The sequence below is a fragment of the Bacillus sp. NEAU-Y102 genome (genome assembly GCF_054788175.1).
Genome location: NZ_JBTWFK010000002.1, coordinates 319125 through 334336, shown reverse-complemented (window position 1 = coordinate 334336; position 15212 = coordinate 319125). Strand labels below are relative to the sequence as shown.

Genomic DNA, 15212 nt, shown 5'->3' with positions numbered 1-15212 from the left:
GGGATAATTATACATAAAATATTATAAAATATAAAATTTATTTTTCTCTGATAATTTATAATAATATAAAAATAATTATTTTTGGCACTTTAGTAAGGAAAATAGACAATATAAAACGTTTACAAAGATATATTTTTTAACAGAAAATTTTAATGAAATAGAAATATAAATATACAAAAAATATATTTGTGTGTATAATATGAATTATTAGAACATATATATATTTCTTTCTGTTTGAAAATGAAAGGGCTAACATTTTTTGGAGGGTGGAAGTATGAAAAAAAAGATACCAGTTTTTGTAGTATCAACAGTAGCAATGAGCATGATATTAGGGGCATGTAGCTACCAAAAAGATGAACCGCAAGCAAACGCAAAAGGGGATAGCGGGAAAAGCGGTGCGAAGCAAGTTCTTAATTTAATTGAAACACAAGAAATTCCAACGATGGACCCAGCATTATCAGCTGACGCAGTTTCTTCAAAAGTAATGAACAACACGATGGAAGGTCTATACCGCCTTGGAAAAGATGATAAGTTAGTTCCAGGTGTAGCAAAAGAATTTAAAAAGTCAGAAGACGGTAAAAAATATACATTTAAATTACGTGAAGACGCGAAATGGTCAAACGGTGAGCCTTTAACGGCGAAAGATTTTGTATACGCATGGCAAAGAGCAATCAATCCAGACACAGCTGCGAAATCAGCATACATTATGTATGATATAAAAAATGCAGAGAAAATTAATAAAAAAGAGATGAGTCCTGATCAATTAGGTGTAAAAGCAATTGATGATTACACATTAGAAGTAGAATTAGACAATTCTATTCCATATCTTGTAGATTTAATGGTATATCCAATCTTTTATCCTGTAAATGAGAAATTTGTGAAAGAGCAAGGTGCGAAGTTTGGTTTGGAAGCGAACACAACGCTTTACAACGGACCATTTACATTAAGTGATTGGCAACATGAACGCAGTTTTAAAATGACAAAGAGCTCATCATATTGGGACAATAAAGAAGTGAAGCTTGAAGAAGTAAACTTTAATATTGTAAAAGATACATCTACGCCAATTAACTTATATGAAACAAATGCAATCGATCGAGCGACGTTATTAGCAGAGTTCATCGATAAATATAAAGGAAAACCAGATTTCAAAACAGTAGAAGAGACATCTGTATTTTTCCTACGCTTAAATCAAAAAGATCCAGCTTTAGCAAATAAAAATATTCGTAAAGCAATTTCCCTTGCTTTTGATCGTAAGCCGTTCGTTGATACATTATTAAATAACGGTTCTAAGCCAGCAACAGGATTAATTCCTGATAACTTCATTAAAGGTCCGGATAAAAAGGATTTCCGTGCTGAAAATGGTGATATTGTAAAACCAAATGTGAAAGAAGCAAAAAAATATTGGGAAGCTGGTACGAAAGAGCTTGGAAAAAATGAAATTGAATTAGAGTTATTAAATGAAGATGTTGAATTATCTAAGAAAACTGGTGAATATTTAAAAGGTGAACTGGAAAAGAATTTACCAGGCTTAACAGTGAAAATTAAACAACAACCATTCGCACAAAAGTTGAAATTAGAAGATGCGGGTGATTATGTCATGTCATTCTCTGGATGGGGGGCAGACTTCCCAGATCCGATCACATATCTTGATATGTTTGTAACAGATGGGTCACAAAATAAGATGAAGTACTCTAATCCGAAATACGATGAAATCATTATGAAAGCGAAAAAAGATGGAAGCGATGTAAATGCTCGCTGGAAAAACTTACTTGAGGCAGAAAAAATGTTACTTGATGACGCTGCGATTGTTCCAGTATACCAACGTGGTAGAGCATACTTACAAAGAGAAACAATTAAAGATATGTACAACCATAAATATGGCCCTGATGTGAGCTTCAAATGGGCATCCGTAGGGAAATAAAAAAAGCAGGCTAACCACCTGCTTTTTTTAATACGTGCGTTTCTTATAAATGCCTTTTCCGCCAACTTGATTCCAGCCGGATTGTACATCCAAACTTTTGTTAACAAACTTCATTTTTTCTTTTCCGCCAAAGAGCTTTTCGCCAATGCTATTTGTAATGACACCAATCAATGCTGTTATTCCGATGATGAGGGCAGCAACCGTAATAAAATCAACAAAAAAAGCAATCATTTGCAAACTCCCCCTTTGCCTGTCTGTATGTTTATTGTATGAGATAAAAAATAAAAAAGAAAGAAATGTCAGAAAAAAATAATTTACTTTAGAAATCGTGTGGACAGGAGGGAGAATATTTGTTAAAATAAGAACAAATGTTCCTTTTCATTCTCATTTGTATAGTCTTACATTTCTTAATTGATTTATCAGGAAAAAGTAAGAAAACGTTCTCTTTTTCATAGGGAAGATTATAGATAAATAACTATATATTATATGAAAAATCTAGGGGGAATGAGTATTGAAAGGGTTGAAAGTTATTGTTCAAGTACAGATAAATTGAGCGTAATCATGTTACATAGCAGTGGAATACACGGAAGAGTTTTCTCAACTAGCAGGAAATTTACTGTATATTTCTTGCAAAATCTATTGTATAATGATTATAGAAGTTACTTATTAAAAGTAATTGTTGTTTATTATAAGTTGTTGCTTACATGAAATGCGATTTTTGTACTTTTCAATAAGACAAGTTATCGCGAAAAATTGCTGAAGTTAGAAATTAAAACTGTATTTAGTACAGAATTTGTACTCTTTAAGGAGAGTGAGCTTTGTATGGTAACATTATATAGTTCTCCAAGCTGTACGTCTTGTAGAAAGGCGAAATTATGGCTAGAGGAAAATCATATTCCCTATACAGAACGTAATATTTTCTCAGATCCATTAACAATTGAGGAAATTAAAGAGATTTTACGTATGACAGAAAGCGGAACGGATGAGATTATTTCTACTCGTTCGAAAGTTTTCCAAGAATTGAATGTAAACTTAGAATCTTTACCACTTCAAGATTTATATAAGATGATTCGTGACTATCCAGGGATTTTACGTCGTCCAATTATGATTGACGAGAAACGCCTTCAAGTTGGTTACAACGAAGACGAAATTCGCCGTTTCTTACCACGTACAGTAAGAACGTTCCAATTACGTGAAGCACAACGTCTTGTAAATTAATTATAATAATATGAAAACCTTCTACCTATTATATAGTAGAAGGTTTTTTTTAATGTTTCACATTGCGTAATCGAACTTGTTGTACGATAAAGCCGATGCATAAAATAGTGAAAATGAACAAATAAGGAATGCTTGCAGTGAAACTTGGGTTGTTATGAAAAAAGGTGGCAAGTCTGTCTTCATGTGTAACCATTTTTCCTGCAGTATAGGCAAGAATCGCTGCACCGCAATAAATGAGGAATGGAAATCGTTCCATAAGTATTAAAATAAGTTTGCTACCCCAAATAATAATAGGGATAGAAATGAGTAAGCCAATTATGACGAGTAAAAATCTCCCGTGAGCTGCACCTGCAATGGCAATAACATTATCAAACCCCATAACGAGATCCGCGAAAACAATTGTCCGCACAGCTTGGAATAAAGTTGTTTTTCCTTGAATAGCAGAAAGATCGTTGTTATTATCAGTTAATAAATTGACTGCAATTAATGTAAGTAAAACCCCGCCAATCAGTTGTAGAAATGGAATGTCGAGTAAATAGACAGCTAATATAGTAAGGGCAATTCTTAGTACGATTGCTAAAAGAGTACCAATCAAAATAGCTTTATTTCGTTTCGATTCAGGTAAATTTCGGCTAGCTAGTGCGATGACAATTGCATTGTCACCACCTAATACAACATCGATACCGACAATCATTAGTACGGATGTTAAAAACTCTAAGTCCATTCGTCTGCCTCCATTTATGATGTTTTAATAAGCGAACTGTATGTATGTGATGAAGAAAGTTGTTGTTAAATAATCTCTTCCAATAGAAGTTTCACTTTATTAAAGTGTACGGGGGAATGTGGAAATGTATGTCCAAATTTTTTGTAAGTAAGAAATCGCTATAATAATATATTTATGTAGTTGATCGAGTAAAGATAGGCATATAACTATTTTTGTAAAATAAATCGATTTTATTTCCATTCTGGAGAATCTTATCATAAAATGAGAGTACAAGAATCTATTGATTTGTCATATGAGTGGGGAATCCCTTCATAACAATTCTAAGCAGGAAGGGAGAGTTGTATTTTGGATATTGAAAGAATTAATGATCATACGATGAAATTTTTTATTACGTACATTGATATAGAGGATAGAGGATTTAATCGTGAAGAAATTTGGTATGATCGCGAACGAAGTGAAGAGCTCTTTTGGGAGATGATGGACGAAGCTCGTGATCATGACGATTTCTTTATTGATGGGCCGTTATGGATTCAAGTGCAAGCAGTCGATAAAGGGATTGAAGTACTTGTCACGAAAGCAGAGCTTTCAAAGGACGGACAAAAGCTGGAACTACCGATAGGGGTAGACAAAATTATAGATATTCCTCTAGATGAAGGCATCGAATCATTATTCCAACAAGAGTTAGTCGAAGAGGTAGAAGAACAAACAGGAACAAACTTTAATGAAGATGGTACGTTTGGCTTTTTAATTAAATTTAATGATTTTGAAGATGTCATTTCATTAAGTCATCGTCTTATCTTTGAAGATATAAAAGATGAGCTGTATTCATTTGAGAACCGCTATTATGTATATGTGGAATTCGATGAAGTGCTACATGATGAAGAAGAAATCGATCGTATTTTAAGTATTATTTTAGAATATGGGGAAGAATCAACTTTAACAATTCATCGTGTAAGTGAGTATGGAAAACAAATTGTGAAAGAGCATGCGCTTGAAACGATTCGCAATAATTTTCCTGCTAAAACGTAGGCCGATTTCTGTAGTATGAAATCGGCTTTTTATATGAAGAATAGGAAAGCTTTCTTAGTTAGGAGGTAAGAGATGAAAAATACGTTAAAGCTGATTTTCTTTATCCTGCTATTGTTCGCATTATTTGTTTCGTTACGTATGTTTATTGATGTAGCATTTTATTCAGATGTGATTGGGATAAAAGATGTTTCGATTTTAGGTATTATTAGTATTTTATTTACAGTATCTGCGTTTTTAATTGGTTGCGTTATTTTCTTAGAAAATCGCCATCCATCTAAAACACTTACATGGTTAATTGTGTTAGGGATTTTTCCAGTATTTGGCTTCTTTGCTTATTTATTATTTGGACAAAATTTTCGGAGAAAAAGAATGTTTCAAAAGAAGGCGTTACTTGATGAACAGGCGTTTTTACAATATAAAGGGCATGAAGATTACGAAGAAAGAATTTTACGCAATCATAAGCATCAAGAGCTGTTATTTCGTTTAGCGGATCGCTTAGGCGCTTTAAATATTTCATTTCAAACTGAAACGAGGACATTAACAAATGGAGATGAAACGTTTCAGGCCATTTTAGATGGATTAAAACGAGCAAAACATCACATTCATATGGAATATTACATTGTGCGTGATGATAAATTAGGAACAGAAATTAAAGATATTTTAATACAAAAATCAAAAGAAGGCGTTGTTGTTCGTTTTTTATATGATGCGGTTGGAAGTTTTAAGTTATCAAAATCGTATATTGAAGAATTAAACGATGCAGGTGTTGAAATGATTCCGTTTTTTCCTGTGCGCTTTCCGATTTTAAACGATAAGATTAATTATCGAAATCATAGGAAAATTGTTGTGATTGATGGGAACGAAGGGTTTGTAGGCGGATTAAATATCGGTGATGAGTATTTAGGGAAAAGTAAATATTTTGGCTTTTGGCGAGACACGCATTTGTATTTACGTGGTGAAGCGGTTCAAAGTTTACAGCTTATTTTCCTTCAAGATTGGTTTTATATGACTGGAGAGGCTGTGCTAGCTCCTGAATATTTACAAGCAAAAGCAGTTGAGGGTGATCATTGGGGAGGCGTGCAGCTCGTTGCAGGCGGCCCTGATAATAAGTGGGAAACGATTAAGCATTTATATTTCGCAATGATCGCTTCTGCTCGGAAATCTATTTGGATTGCAACGCCGTATTTCATTCCGGATGATGATATTTTATCCGCATTAAAGGTAGCTGCGCTTGCTGGTATTGATGTTCGTTTGTTAATGCCGAGTAAGCCTGATAAGCGTACTGTCTTTTACGCATCGAGATCGTACTTCCCAGAGCTTTTAGATGCAGGGGTAAAGATATATGAGTATGAAAAAGGTTTTCTCCATAGTAAAGTTGTCATTGTCGATTCTGATTTAGCTTCAATTGGGACAGCTAATATGGATATGAGAAGTTTTCATTTGAATTTTGAAGTAAATGCCTTTTTATATGATACAGATAGCATTAAAAGACTTGTTCAAGACTTTAAAGATGATTTAGAAGAATCAAGTGAAATTCATGTCGATCATTTTCATAAAAGGCGTCTTCATAGACGAATTGTTGAATCAACGTACCGGTTATTATCCCCTTTATTATAAAAAGAGATGTCCGAAATTGGGACATCTCTTTTTTTAAAGGAATTTGTAATAAATTGTAGAATGTAAAGAGCTGAAAGGATGTGATTACGATATTTATAGCTAAAAGAGAAAACGGAGAAAAAATTCATTTACTCTACAATTGTAATGAAGAGCTTTTGCGCCGTATGCGTCAACAGGAACGATTCTTTTGTGTAGCTTGTGGAAAGGAAGTACAAATGAAATTAGGGAAACAAAAAAGTTGGCATTTTGCTCATAAAAAAGTGGATTCATGTCTTGCCTTTTATGAAGCGGAATCTATGTATCATAGGCACGGTAAAGAATTGTTATATAGATGGTTCGAACGTCAAAACTTTCATGTAGATATAGAGCATTATCTGCCCCAGATTCAGCAACGACCAGATATTTTTATAGAGAGAGCAGGGAGAAAAATTGCGATTGAATACCAATGCGCAAATCTTTCTATAGAGCAGCTGTACAAACGAACCTATTCGTATTGGCGAGCGGGTATACAGGTCATTTGGATCATTGGTGGAAATCAATTGAAAAAGCAATCTGCATATTGGATGAAATTTTCCTCACTTATGGCTTTCTCCTTACAATCTTATCCTCAACCATTTCTTATTTTCTTCTGTTCCAAACAAAAATCATTTATGAAATGCGCGTTTCTCACTTCTTTTTCTACAAGCGTCTCTTTCTCACATACTATATATTTACCAACTGAAACTACTACTTTTGAACTACTCTTTTCCCCTGTTCCTTTCCAAAAAGAAATATTAGACCGAGAATGGAAGCAACGAAAGGACTATTTTCGAAAAAATGCTTTGCCTATTTGGAATTATAATTATAAGTCACTATTACGCCTCTTATATCAATTTAAATGTACCCCAGCGAGCTTTCCTTCTGAAATTGGTGTTCCACTCCCTTCTGGATTTGCTTTTCAAACAAACCCATTTATATGGCAAGCTTTTCTATATATGAAGTGTATAGGGGAGCTTGCAGTAGGAGAGTGTATTTCTCTTCAATATGTGTGTAGTTATGTAAAAAAGTATACGAAAAGGCGTATGCTCCCGTACTTTTCAAAGCATATATGGAAAGTAGCAGTTACTGAATATATGACATTCTTATGTTATACAGGTGTATTACGTAAAGTGGAGACTTATAAGTACCGGAAAATAAGGGGGATCGTTATGTTAAAAACAGAGGAGGAAGTTATGAAATATGATGAAACTTGTTTAGCGTATGCCTTATCTTTATTTGAGGCAAAGTACAACATGAGAGAAGGAAAAGGGGATATAATAAAGACTGATTGTGAAGGAATTACATAAGAAAAAAACGAATTGTACTTAAGTAGAGATAATTAAAGGAGGGCTTAAAGAATGTCTGAACAAAACAAAGCGAAAACATTACCAGATCGCAATGAGATTGAAGAAGCAAGTACGTGGCGATTAGAAGATATTTTCCAAACAGATGCAGAATGGGAAAAAGAATTCCAAGCTATTAAAGAGCTATTACCGAAGTTAACTGAATTTAAAGGGAAACTTGGTGACTCTGCGGACAATTTACTTGAGGCATTGCAATATGAAGACGAAATTTCAATGCGATTAGGTAAGCTATATACATATGCTCATATGCGTTACGATCAAGATACAACAAACTCTGTATATCAAGCATTAAATGATCGCGCAACAAATTTATATTCACAAGTATCTAGTAGCACAGCGTATATTGTACCTGAAATTTTGTCGGTTTCAGAAGATACACTGCAAACATTCTTGAAGGAAAATAGAGATTTAAGTGTATATGAACATGCATTAGAAGAAATTACACGTCAACGCCCGCACGTATTATCAGAAGCTGAGGAGGCTTTATTAGCGGAAGCATCTGAAGTAATGAGTTCATCAAGCAATACATTTGGTATGTTGAATAACGCGGATTTAAAATTCCCATCTATTAAAGGTGAAGACGGAGAAGAAATAGAAATTACACATGGTCGTTACATTCAGTTTTTAGAAAGTGATGATGGCCGTGTTCGCGAAGATGCATTTAAAGCTGTATATGAAACGTACGGGAAATTTAAAAATACATTCGCAAGTACGTTAAGCGGAGCAGTAAAACGTAATAATTTCAATGCGCGTGTTCGTAAATATGATTCTGCTCGCCAAGCTGCACTAAGCAATAATAATATTCCGGAAGCAGTATATGATCAACTTGTTGAAACGGTAAATGACAACTTACATTTATTACACCGTTACATCGATATTCGTAAGCGTGCATTAGGACTTGATGAGCTTCATATGTATGATTTATATACACCACTTGTACCAGAAGTGAAAATGAATGTGAAATACGAAGAAGCGCAAGACCTTTTATTAAAATCTTTAAACGTACTTGGTGATGAATATGTTGATATTTTGAAAGAAGCATATGAAAATCGCTGGGTAGATGTGTATGAGAATAAAGGAAAACGAAGCGGGGCATATTCATCTGGTGCATATGGAACAAATCCGTATATTTTAATGAACTGGCATGATAATGTAAATAATTTATTTACACTTGCTCATGAGTTTGGTCATTCGGTGCATAGTTACTATACAAGAAAAACACAACCGCACGTATATGGTGATTATTCCATCTTCGTAGCAGAAGTGGCATCAACTTGTAATGAAGCGCTTCTAAATGATTATTTATTAAAAACGACAGAAGATAAGAAAGAGCGTCTATATTTATTAAATCATTATTTAGAAGGATTCCGTGGTACTGTATTCCGTCAAACGATGTTTGCAGAGTTTGAACATATTATTCATAAGAAAGTACAAGAAGGACATGCTGTTACGCCAGACATGCTAACGGAAATCTACTACGATTTAAATAAGAAATATTTCGGTGACGCTTTAGTAATCGACGAAGAGATTGGTTTAGAATGGTCTCGTATTCCGCACTTCTACTACAACTATTACGTATATCAATACGCAACAGGATTTAGTGCAGCGACAGCTCTATCTAAACAGATTTTAGAAGAAGGACAACCAGCAGTAGAACGTTATATTAACGAGTTCTTAAAAGCAGGAAGCTCTGATTATCCAATTGAAGTGCTGAAAAAAGCAGGAGTAGATATGGTATCTCCTGAACCAGTAAAAGAGGCACTACAAGTATTTGAAGAGAAATTAAATGAATTAGAAGCATTATTATTTGAAGAAAAGTAATGAAAAAAGACGAGAGATTGTATCCTCGTCTTTTTTGTTGAATAAATTCAATGTCGATATTTGTCGAAAAAATAAGGTGAATTTCTTTGTTTTTCTAACTGAAAGGATAGTTTTACAGCTGATTTTTGAAATTAAAACCCTTTGAATCTTTTTTTATGATTGAAATAAGAGAGAGTGATAACGATGATTCCAAATAAAAGAGGTAAGGCAATAATTTTAGGAAAAGCTTGTAGTAGAGAGAGGATGTACAAGAAAAAAGAAACGATGACAGCTAGAAAGAGAAGAGCAATATAAGATTTTTTCATAAATAACCCCCCTAAATGACCTTTTTTATAGCTTATTCAAAAATGAAAACGTTTAGAATGTGACAAAAGTGTGAATTTCGACAAAAGGGGTTGTCATCTGGCGTCGAATCTTGTAATATAATAAGCGTGAACGAATTCACATACAAACATATACCCCTTTGTTTGAACGTGAAAATTTCTCCCATCCCCTTTAATATTTTTATAAGCCGTAAAGAAAAAGACCTGGTGTTTACACCAGGTCTTTTTCTTTTGCTATCCATTTCCAATAACGTTCGCATTTTACTTCAATCATTTGTACTTTTCGTTTCAGTTGTAATTTTTTAAGTTCGCGCTCAATTTCTTGCTGCGGACAGTCATAAATAAATGCTACTTCTTTTGAAGATATAAATTGTGTTGCTTCTAGTAATGCTTCTAAAGGTGGTAATGGTTCTGGCTCAATTTCACATTTTACAAGTTCTTTCAATAATTGTACGTATACATCGTAGGAATAATTTCCAGCGATTTTAATACCTTCTTCATCTGAGTTCGCATGAAAAAAGACGAGGGAGGGTATTTCTGTAATATGCATCTCATTCGTGAATTTCAAGTCACATTGGAAAGCTTTTTTTGCACTAGCAGAATGTAGATCTTTTTTAAATTCTTCTACATCAATATTGCTATCTTTCGCACATGCAAGTAATAGTTCGCAGTCAGGGTTTGATACATTTTCAAGGAAAATGTATTCTTGGAGTTTTCGCAAAAACTTCGAACCTGCTTTTCGGCCTTGCAACTCCGCCGCCTTAATTGCCATCGAAACTAAATATGGTGTTGACGATGCTTCTTGCATATGTACCTTTCCATCACATGAAAAACCTTGTAAACTTGTTGTCTTTTCCCACACAAATCGAATATTAGCAGGTTTATTCCATTTGTGTGAGGAAGCGTTCGTTCCATCCACTTTTCCTGTTACGATATGACGAATAGAGAAGTATTTCCCGTATTCAAGCCATAGTTTAATAATAAAAGGCTCAATTTCCCAGCAATCTTTACAAAGTGGATCAATAAATAAATATGCTTCTACAGACTTATGCTCGCATGCGGAAGGAGATGGCATATTTATATGCTTTGCTTCCTGCTTATCCATTACACTTCACCTGTTTCGTTTGGAGTATTAACCATATGCTGAGCGGTTAATGCTAAACGTTCAAAAACAAACTCTCTTATATGACCATGCACTCCAGTATCATCCATTGCTTGCTCCATACATGATAGCCAAGCCTCTGCTCGTTTTGGAGTAATCTCAAACGGAAGATGGCGTGCCCTTAACATAGGATGACCATGTTCTTCAGTGTACAAATTAGGACCACCTAAATATTGTGTTAGAAATTGCTTCTGCTTCCTAGCGGTTTCTGTTAAATCTTCCGGGAAGATGGGAGATAAGTCAGGGTGTTTACTGACATAGGAATAAAATGTATCTACTAATATTGCAATGCATTGTTCACCGCCAATTGCTTCAAATGGTGTCATCGGTTGCTTGCTCATCCTTTATAAACTCCTTTTTCCATGAAATGTATATCTATTGTAGCAATGGAATGTTCGAGAGGGCAAATAAACAGCCTTCTCAAACATTCTTTGCTTATTCTACGGGTGTAAACTTTTTTAGTAAGATGTATCCACTAGTGAAACATATTCACTAGTGGAATTTTCACTTTAGCGTGCTTTGTTTTGTTTGGCAAGGAAAAAGCGTTTTACTTTGTTATTTGTATGACGAACAGGTATGTTATGTTGCGTTAATAAATGAATAAATGCAGCTTTTCCTGTTTCTTCATCTTGCACTTCAAATTCAATTTCATAATCATCGTGATTGTAATAGAAACTATGATCAAAGACAAGCGTTCCGCCTTTAAATAATGCTTCGGCTCTTTCAGTTGTTAAACTACCCATATAAGTTAAAGTGGAAACAGGAATTTGTAATTTGTGTAGTTGATCCATTACAGCCCCTGGAATGATTACGTTTGTTTCCATCATCATTCTTGCTTCGTCTTCTGTTACGACTTGATGCGTTTCTAACAAGCCGACTTCTGCAGGTTGTTTCAATGTTAATGTATAAATTTCTCCTTTATGACGAATACGAAGTGCAGAGCCGGCTTCTTTTAACGAGAAGCCCGGTGTTTCAAAGTAGTGATTCACCTGTTTCGTAAATGCTTCAATAGAGAATGATTTACATAATGTATCGAATTCTTCTTCTGTAACAATATTTTTAAATTCAATTTCAATTTCTTGTGTCATTGTATGCGCGCTCCTTTTAAAAAATAATTCTTTACACATTATCGCTTTTTCATAAATTTGGTTCAATGTTTTATTTGTTTGCGTCCATGTTATGATACAATAATACTGTTAAGTAAGACAGGAAGTTGAGATGGAGGAGTTAGAGCATGCAAAATAAAATTCAAGTTAAGAGCGTAGAAAAGAGAGAGAATGCGCTTATTTTTTGTGCGGAAAATAATGAAATAGAGGTAAAGGAGTTAAGTGCGCGTAATCACGTACTTGTAGACTCAGACAATTTATCATTTTTATATATTTTAGAAAACGAATCATCTTTCATTTATGTAAGTATTCCGCACACATGCTGGGAAGCAATGCATGAAGCGATGAATAAAGATATAGTAATGTTCGTTCGTGTGAATGACGTTGAAATGGAATTAGAAAATTTAAAAGAAGAAGTAGAATATTTAGTTGAAAATATTGAAGGTAATGCAAATTACGGAGAAGAACTAGTAACTGCTGTAGAAAAAGTATTTCTATAAGCAAATGGATTGATTTTGGTGGTGGTTGAAATGAATCGAAATTGGGAAGAATTTTTAGCACCTTACCATCAAGCGGTGGCAGAGCTGAAAGTGAAACTAAAAGGAATGCGTACTCAATTTGCAATGTTGACAGAGCATTCTCCAATTGAGTTTGTAACAGGAAGGGTAAAGTCGGTTGCTAGTATTATTGATAAAGCGGAGAAGAGAAATGTACCGCTAGATCGGCTGAGAGAAGATATGCAAGACATCGCGGGCCTTCGAATGATGTGTCAATTTGTTGATGAGATTAAGCCTGTTGTAGAATATCTTCGAAAACGAAATGACTTTGAAATCGTGGAAGAACGTGATTATGTCACGCAAAAGAAAGATAGCGGCTATCGCTCTTATCACGTTGTCATTAGTTACCCCGTTCAAACGATTCAGGGAGAAAAAAAAGTATTGGTAGAAATCCAAATACGCACGTTAGCAATGAACTTTTGGGCAACAATTGAGCATTCTTTAAATTATAAATATAGTGGACGTTTTCCTGAAGATATTAAAATACGCTTGCAACGTGCAGCGGAAGCGGCGTTTTTATTAGATGAAGAAATGTCTTCTATTCGTCTTGAGATTCAAGAAGCGCAGAAGGCTTTTTCAAGAAAGCAAGAAACGAAAGATTCCGAATCATAAACTAAAGGGTGTTGGGCGATGAAATTTACAATTATGTCAAAGGGAGATCAATCATCAGATACACTGGCAAGCACGATGAAAGAGTACTTGTTAGATTTTGGATTTACAATGGATGAAAAGGAACCCGATATTGTAATTTCTGTTGGGGGAGATGGAACGCTTTTATATGCGTTTCATCGTTATTATAATCGATTGGATGAAACAGCATTTGTTGGTGTACATACAGGACATTTAGGTTTCTATGCAGATTGGTTACCGACAGAAGTAGAGAAATTAGTAATTGCGATTGCGAAAACACCATTCCAAGTGGTGGAATATCCGCTTTTAGAAGTGATTATTCGCTATGTGAATGGAAGTAAAGAGTCACAGTATTTGGCGATGAATGAGGCGACTGTAAAAAGTGCAGAAGGTACATTAGTAACAGAAGTAGAAATACGCGGAGAATATTTTGAAACATTCCGCGGGGACGGCCTTTGTATTTCTACTCCTTCAGGAAGTACTGCATATAATAAAGCGCTTGGCGGAGCAATTATTCACCCTTCTATTGAAGCGATTCAAATTGCAGAAATGGCGTCCATTAACAATCGTGTGTTTCGTACTGTGGGATCGCCACTCGTATTGCCGAAGCACCATACATGTGTGTTAAAGCCAGCTGCAGGAATGAACTTACAAATTACAGTGGATCATTTAACGATGGTTCATCAAGATGTGAAATCAATCCAGTATCGCGTCGCAAACGAGAAAGTACGATTTGTTCGTTTCCGCCCGTTCCCGTTCTGGAAACGAGTTCGTGACTCGTTTGTTGCAGATAAATAGAAAGGGTTATAAATTTGAACAGATTTACATTGAAATGGGATATAGGACTGGCTGAAGAGAGTACTTTAGTTAGGGAATTTTTGAAAACGAAAGGTATTTCTAAAGCCGCTTTAACGGATATAAAGTTTCACGGCGGGGCAATTGAAGTAAATGGTCAACATGCGAGTGTTCGTCATCAGTTGCGCGCTAGTGAAGAATTACGCATCTTTTTTCCAGTGGAGGAAAGAAGTGAAGGGATGATTGCAGAAGATATCCCTTTATGCATTGTATATGAAGATGATGCGGTTCTTATCATTAATAAAGAGGCGAACATGTCAACGATTCCATCTAGGGAACATCCGACAGGGAGTGTTGCCAATGCGCTTTTATCTCATTATGATAAGCAGCATCTTGCAAGTACAGTACACATTGTAACACGGTTAGATCGTGATACTTCAGGGCTTATGCTTATTGCAAAAAATCGTTTCGTGCATCATCTTTTATCGAAGCAGCATCAACAAAAAGCTGTGAAACGAACGTATGAAGCAATTGTTCACGGTGAGATGGTAGAACGAGAAGGAATGATTGATGCACCAATTGGTCGGAAATCTGATAGCATTATTGAGCGAACGGTTTGTGAGGATGGACAAAGGGCAGTTACTCATTTTAAAGTAATTGATAGTACATATCATAAGACACATGTAGCGCTGGAGCTTGAGACAGGAAGAACGCATCAAATTCGTGTGCATATGGCTCATATAGGACATCCATTACTTGGTGATAACTTATATGGAGGAAGAAGGGATGAAATGAAACGGCAAGCACTTCATAGTAAATCTTTGACGTTTTATCATCCTATTTTAGAGAAAGAAATGTCTTTCACTATAAAGATTCCAAGCGATATGCAAGAGTTACTTAGGAATGCTTAAAAAGGGAACAAAATTC

At 35.0% G+C, this 15212-nt stretch carries 16 protein-coding genes; 10 read left to right on the top strand and 6 right to left on the bottom strand.

The genetic code is table 11. From position 1 onward, the window contains the following. Positions 1 to 274: 274 nt before the first annotated feature. Complete coding sequence (locus tag ACYFX0_RS08180) at positions 275 to 1921, top strand: peptide ABC transporter substrate-binding protein (RefSeq protein ID WP_000727253.1); 1647 nt, start codon at positions 275 to 277, stop codon at positions 1919 to 1921. 27 nt (positions 1922 to 1948) lie between these two features. Here the strand turns inward: ACYFX0_RS08180 and ACYFX0_RS08175 are convergent, their stop codons facing one another. Further along, on the bottom strand, positions 1949 to 2152 hold the full coding sequence (locus tag ACYFX0_RS08175; RefSeq protein WP_000559983.1) for a hypothetical protein: 204 nt from the start codon (positions 2150 to 2152) through the stop codon (positions 1949 to 1951). 591 nt (positions 2153 to 2743) lie between these two features. Between ACYFX0_RS08175 and spx the strand changes: the two genes are divergently transcribed. Continuing rightward, positions 2744 to 3139: a transcriptional regulator Spx gene (spx, locus tag ACYFX0_RS08170; protein ID WP_000258267.1), complete on the top strand. Its 396-nt coding sequence runs from the start codon at positions 2744 to 2746 to the stop codon at positions 3137 to 3139. A gap of 49 nt (positions 3140 to 3188) precedes the next feature. On the opposite strand, the gene ACYFX0_RS08165 is transcribed toward spx, so the two are convergent. Beyond that, positions 3189 to 3863 carry a TerC family protein gene (locus ACYFX0_RS08165; protein ID WP_000362600.1) on the bottom strand — a complete coding sequence of 225 codons (675 nt, stop codon included), beginning with the start codon at positions 3861 to 3863 and terminating at the stop codon, positions 3189 to 3191. A 345-nt stretch (positions 3864 to 4208) separates the two neighbouring features. On the opposite strand from ACYFX0_RS08165, the gene mecA reads away from it, so the two are divergent. The 4 genes from mecA (at position 4209) to pepF (ending at position 9712) form a co-directional block, all read left to right on the top strand. Next, positions 4209 to 4892 (top strand): adaptor protein MecA, encoded by a 684-nt coding sequence (gene mecA / locus ACYFX0_RS08160; protein ID WP_000350716.1) that lies wholly within the window; start codon positions 4209 to 4211, stop codon positions 4890 to 4892. 72 nt (positions 4893 to 4964) lie between these two features. Beyond that, the gene (locus ACYFX0_RS08155; RefSeq protein WP_000799189.1) at positions 4965 to 6509 is read left to right on the top strand and encodes a cardiolipin synthase; all 1545 of its coding nucleotides are present in this window, start codon (positions 4965 to 4967) and stop codon (positions 6507 to 6509) included. Positions 6510 to 6589: 80 nt separating this feature from the next. Continuing rightward, positions 6590 to 7834: a competence protein CoiA gene (locus ACYFX0_RS08150; RefSeq protein ID WP_086398441.1), complete on the top strand. Its 1245-nt coding sequence runs from the start codon at positions 6590 to 6592 to the stop codon at positions 7832 to 7834. A 51-nt stretch (positions 7835 to 7885) separates the two neighbouring features. After that, positions 7886 to 9712: an oligoendopeptidase F gene (gene pepF, locus ACYFX0_RS08145; protein WP_106103831.1), complete on the top strand. Its 1827-nt coding sequence runs from the start codon at positions 7886 to 7888 to the stop codon at positions 9710 to 9712. A gap of 131 nt (positions 9713 to 9843) precedes the next feature. On the opposite strand, the gene ACYFX0_RS08140 is transcribed toward pepF, so the two are convergent. From ACYFX0_RS08140 to ACYFX0_RS08125, 4 genes are all read right to left on the bottom strand, one after another. Then, positions 9844 to 10017, bottom strand: coding sequence for a hypothetical protein (locus ACYFX0_RS08140; protein ID WP_000750354.1), 174 nt, complete (start codon positions 10015 to 10017; stop codon positions 9844 to 9846). Between the two features lie 229 nt (positions 10018 to 10246). Further along, complete coding sequence (locus tag ACYFX0_RS08135; RefSeq protein WP_000360643.1) at positions 10247 to 11140, bottom strand: ClpXP adapter SpxH family protein; 894 nt, start codon at positions 11138 to 11140, stop codon at positions 10247 to 10249. After that, on the bottom strand, positions 11140 to 11538 hold the full coding sequence (locus tag ACYFX0_RS08130) for a globin domain-containing protein (protein WP_000043386.1): 399 nt from the start codon (positions 11536 to 11538) through the stop codon (positions 11140 to 11142). The genes ACYFX0_RS08135 and ACYFX0_RS08130 overlap by 1 nt, the downstream gene beginning before the upstream one ends. A gap of 168 nt (positions 11539 to 11706) precedes the next feature. Beyond that, entirely contained in the window at positions 11707 to 12285 is a 579-nt protein-coding gene (locus tag ACYFX0_RS08125) for a CYTH domain-containing protein (protein ID WP_000191102.1), read from the bottom strand. Positions 12286 to 12431: 146 nt separating this feature from the next. On the opposite strand from ACYFX0_RS08125, the gene ACYFX0_RS08120 reads away from it, so the two are divergent. Genes ACYFX0_RS08120 through ACYFX0_RS08105 form a run of 4 tightly spaced genes read left to right on the top strand, consistent with a single transcriptional unit; the run spans position 12432 to position 15196 of the window. Then, complete coding sequence (locus ACYFX0_RS08120; RefSeq protein ID WP_460270226.1) at positions 12432 to 12803, top strand: UPF0738 family protein; 372 nt, start codon at positions 12432 to 12434, stop codon at positions 12801 to 12803. A 30-nt stretch (positions 12804 to 12833) separates the two neighbouring features. Continuing rightward, positions 12834 to 13472, top strand: coding sequence for a GTP pyrophosphokinase (locus ACYFX0_RS08115; protein ID WP_001081480.1), 639 nt, complete (start codon positions 12834 to 12836; stop codon positions 13470 to 13472). An 18-nt stretch (positions 13473 to 13490) separates the two neighbouring features. Beyond that, positions 13491 to 14288 (top strand): NAD kinase, encoded by a 798-nt coding sequence (locus ACYFX0_RS08110; RefSeq protein WP_000673196.1) that lies wholly within the window; start codon positions 13491 to 13493, stop codon positions 14286 to 14288. Between the two features lie 14 nt (positions 14289 to 14302). After that, on the top strand, positions 14303 to 15196 hold the full coding sequence (locus tag ACYFX0_RS08105; RefSeq protein ID WP_001079127.1) for an RluA family pseudouridine synthase: 894 nt from the start codon (positions 14303 to 14305) through the stop codon (positions 15194 to 15196). Positions 15197 to 15212 lie beyond the last annotated feature (16 nt).

Bases quoted from the DNA above. Each gene is read 5' to 3' on its own strand.
- ACYFX0_RS08180 (WP_000727253.1), top strand. From the start codon at position 275: ATGAAAAAAAAGATACCAGTTTTTGTAGTATCAACAGTAGCAATGAGC.
- ACYFX0_RS08175 (WP_000559983.1), bottom strand. From the start codon at position 2,152: ATGATTGCTTTTTTTGTTGATTTTATTACGGTTGCTGCCCTCATCATC.
- spx (WP_000258267.1), top strand. From the start codon at position 2,744: ATGGTAACATTATATAGTTCTCCAAGCTGTACGTCTTGTAGAAAGGCG.
- ACYFX0_RS08165 (WP_000362600.1), bottom strand. From the start codon at position 3,863: ATGGACTTAGAGTTTTTAACATCCGTACTAATGATTGTCGGTATCGAT.
- ACYFX0_RS08155 (WP_000799189.1), top strand. From the start codon at position 4,965: ATGAAAAATACGTTAAAGCTGATTTTCTTTATCCTGCTATTGTTCGCA.
- pepF (WP_106103831.1), top strand. From the start codon at position 7,886: ATGTCTGAACAAAACAAAGCGAAAACATTACCAGATCGCAATGAGATT.
- ACYFX0_RS08140 (WP_000750354.1), bottom strand. From the start codon at position 10,017: ATGAAAAAATCTTATATTGCTCTTCTCTTTCTAGCTGTCATCGTTTCT.
- ACYFX0_RS08135 (WP_000360643.1), bottom strand. From the start codon at position 11,140: ATGGATAAGCAGGAAGCAAAGCATATAAATATGCCATCTCCTTCCGCA.
- ACYFX0_RS08130 (WP_000043386.1), bottom strand. From the start codon at position 11,538: ATGAGCAAGCAACCGATGACACCATTTGAAGCAATTGGCGGTGAACAA.
- ACYFX0_RS08125 (WP_000191102.1), bottom strand. From the start codon at position 12,285: ATGACACAAGAAATTGAAATTGAATTTAAAAATATTGTTACAGAAGAA.
- ACYFX0_RS08120 (WP_460270226.1), top strand. From the start codon at position 12,432: ATGCAAAATAAAATTCAAGTTAAGAGCGTAGAAAAGAGAGAGAATGCG.
- ACYFX0_RS08115 (WP_001081480.1), top strand. From the start codon at position 12,834: ATGAATCGAAATTGGGAAGAATTTTTAGCACCTTACCATCAAGCGGTG.
- ACYFX0_RS08110 (WP_000673196.1), top strand. From the start codon at position 13,491: ATGAAATTTACAATTATGTCAAAGGGAGATCAATCATCAGATACACTG.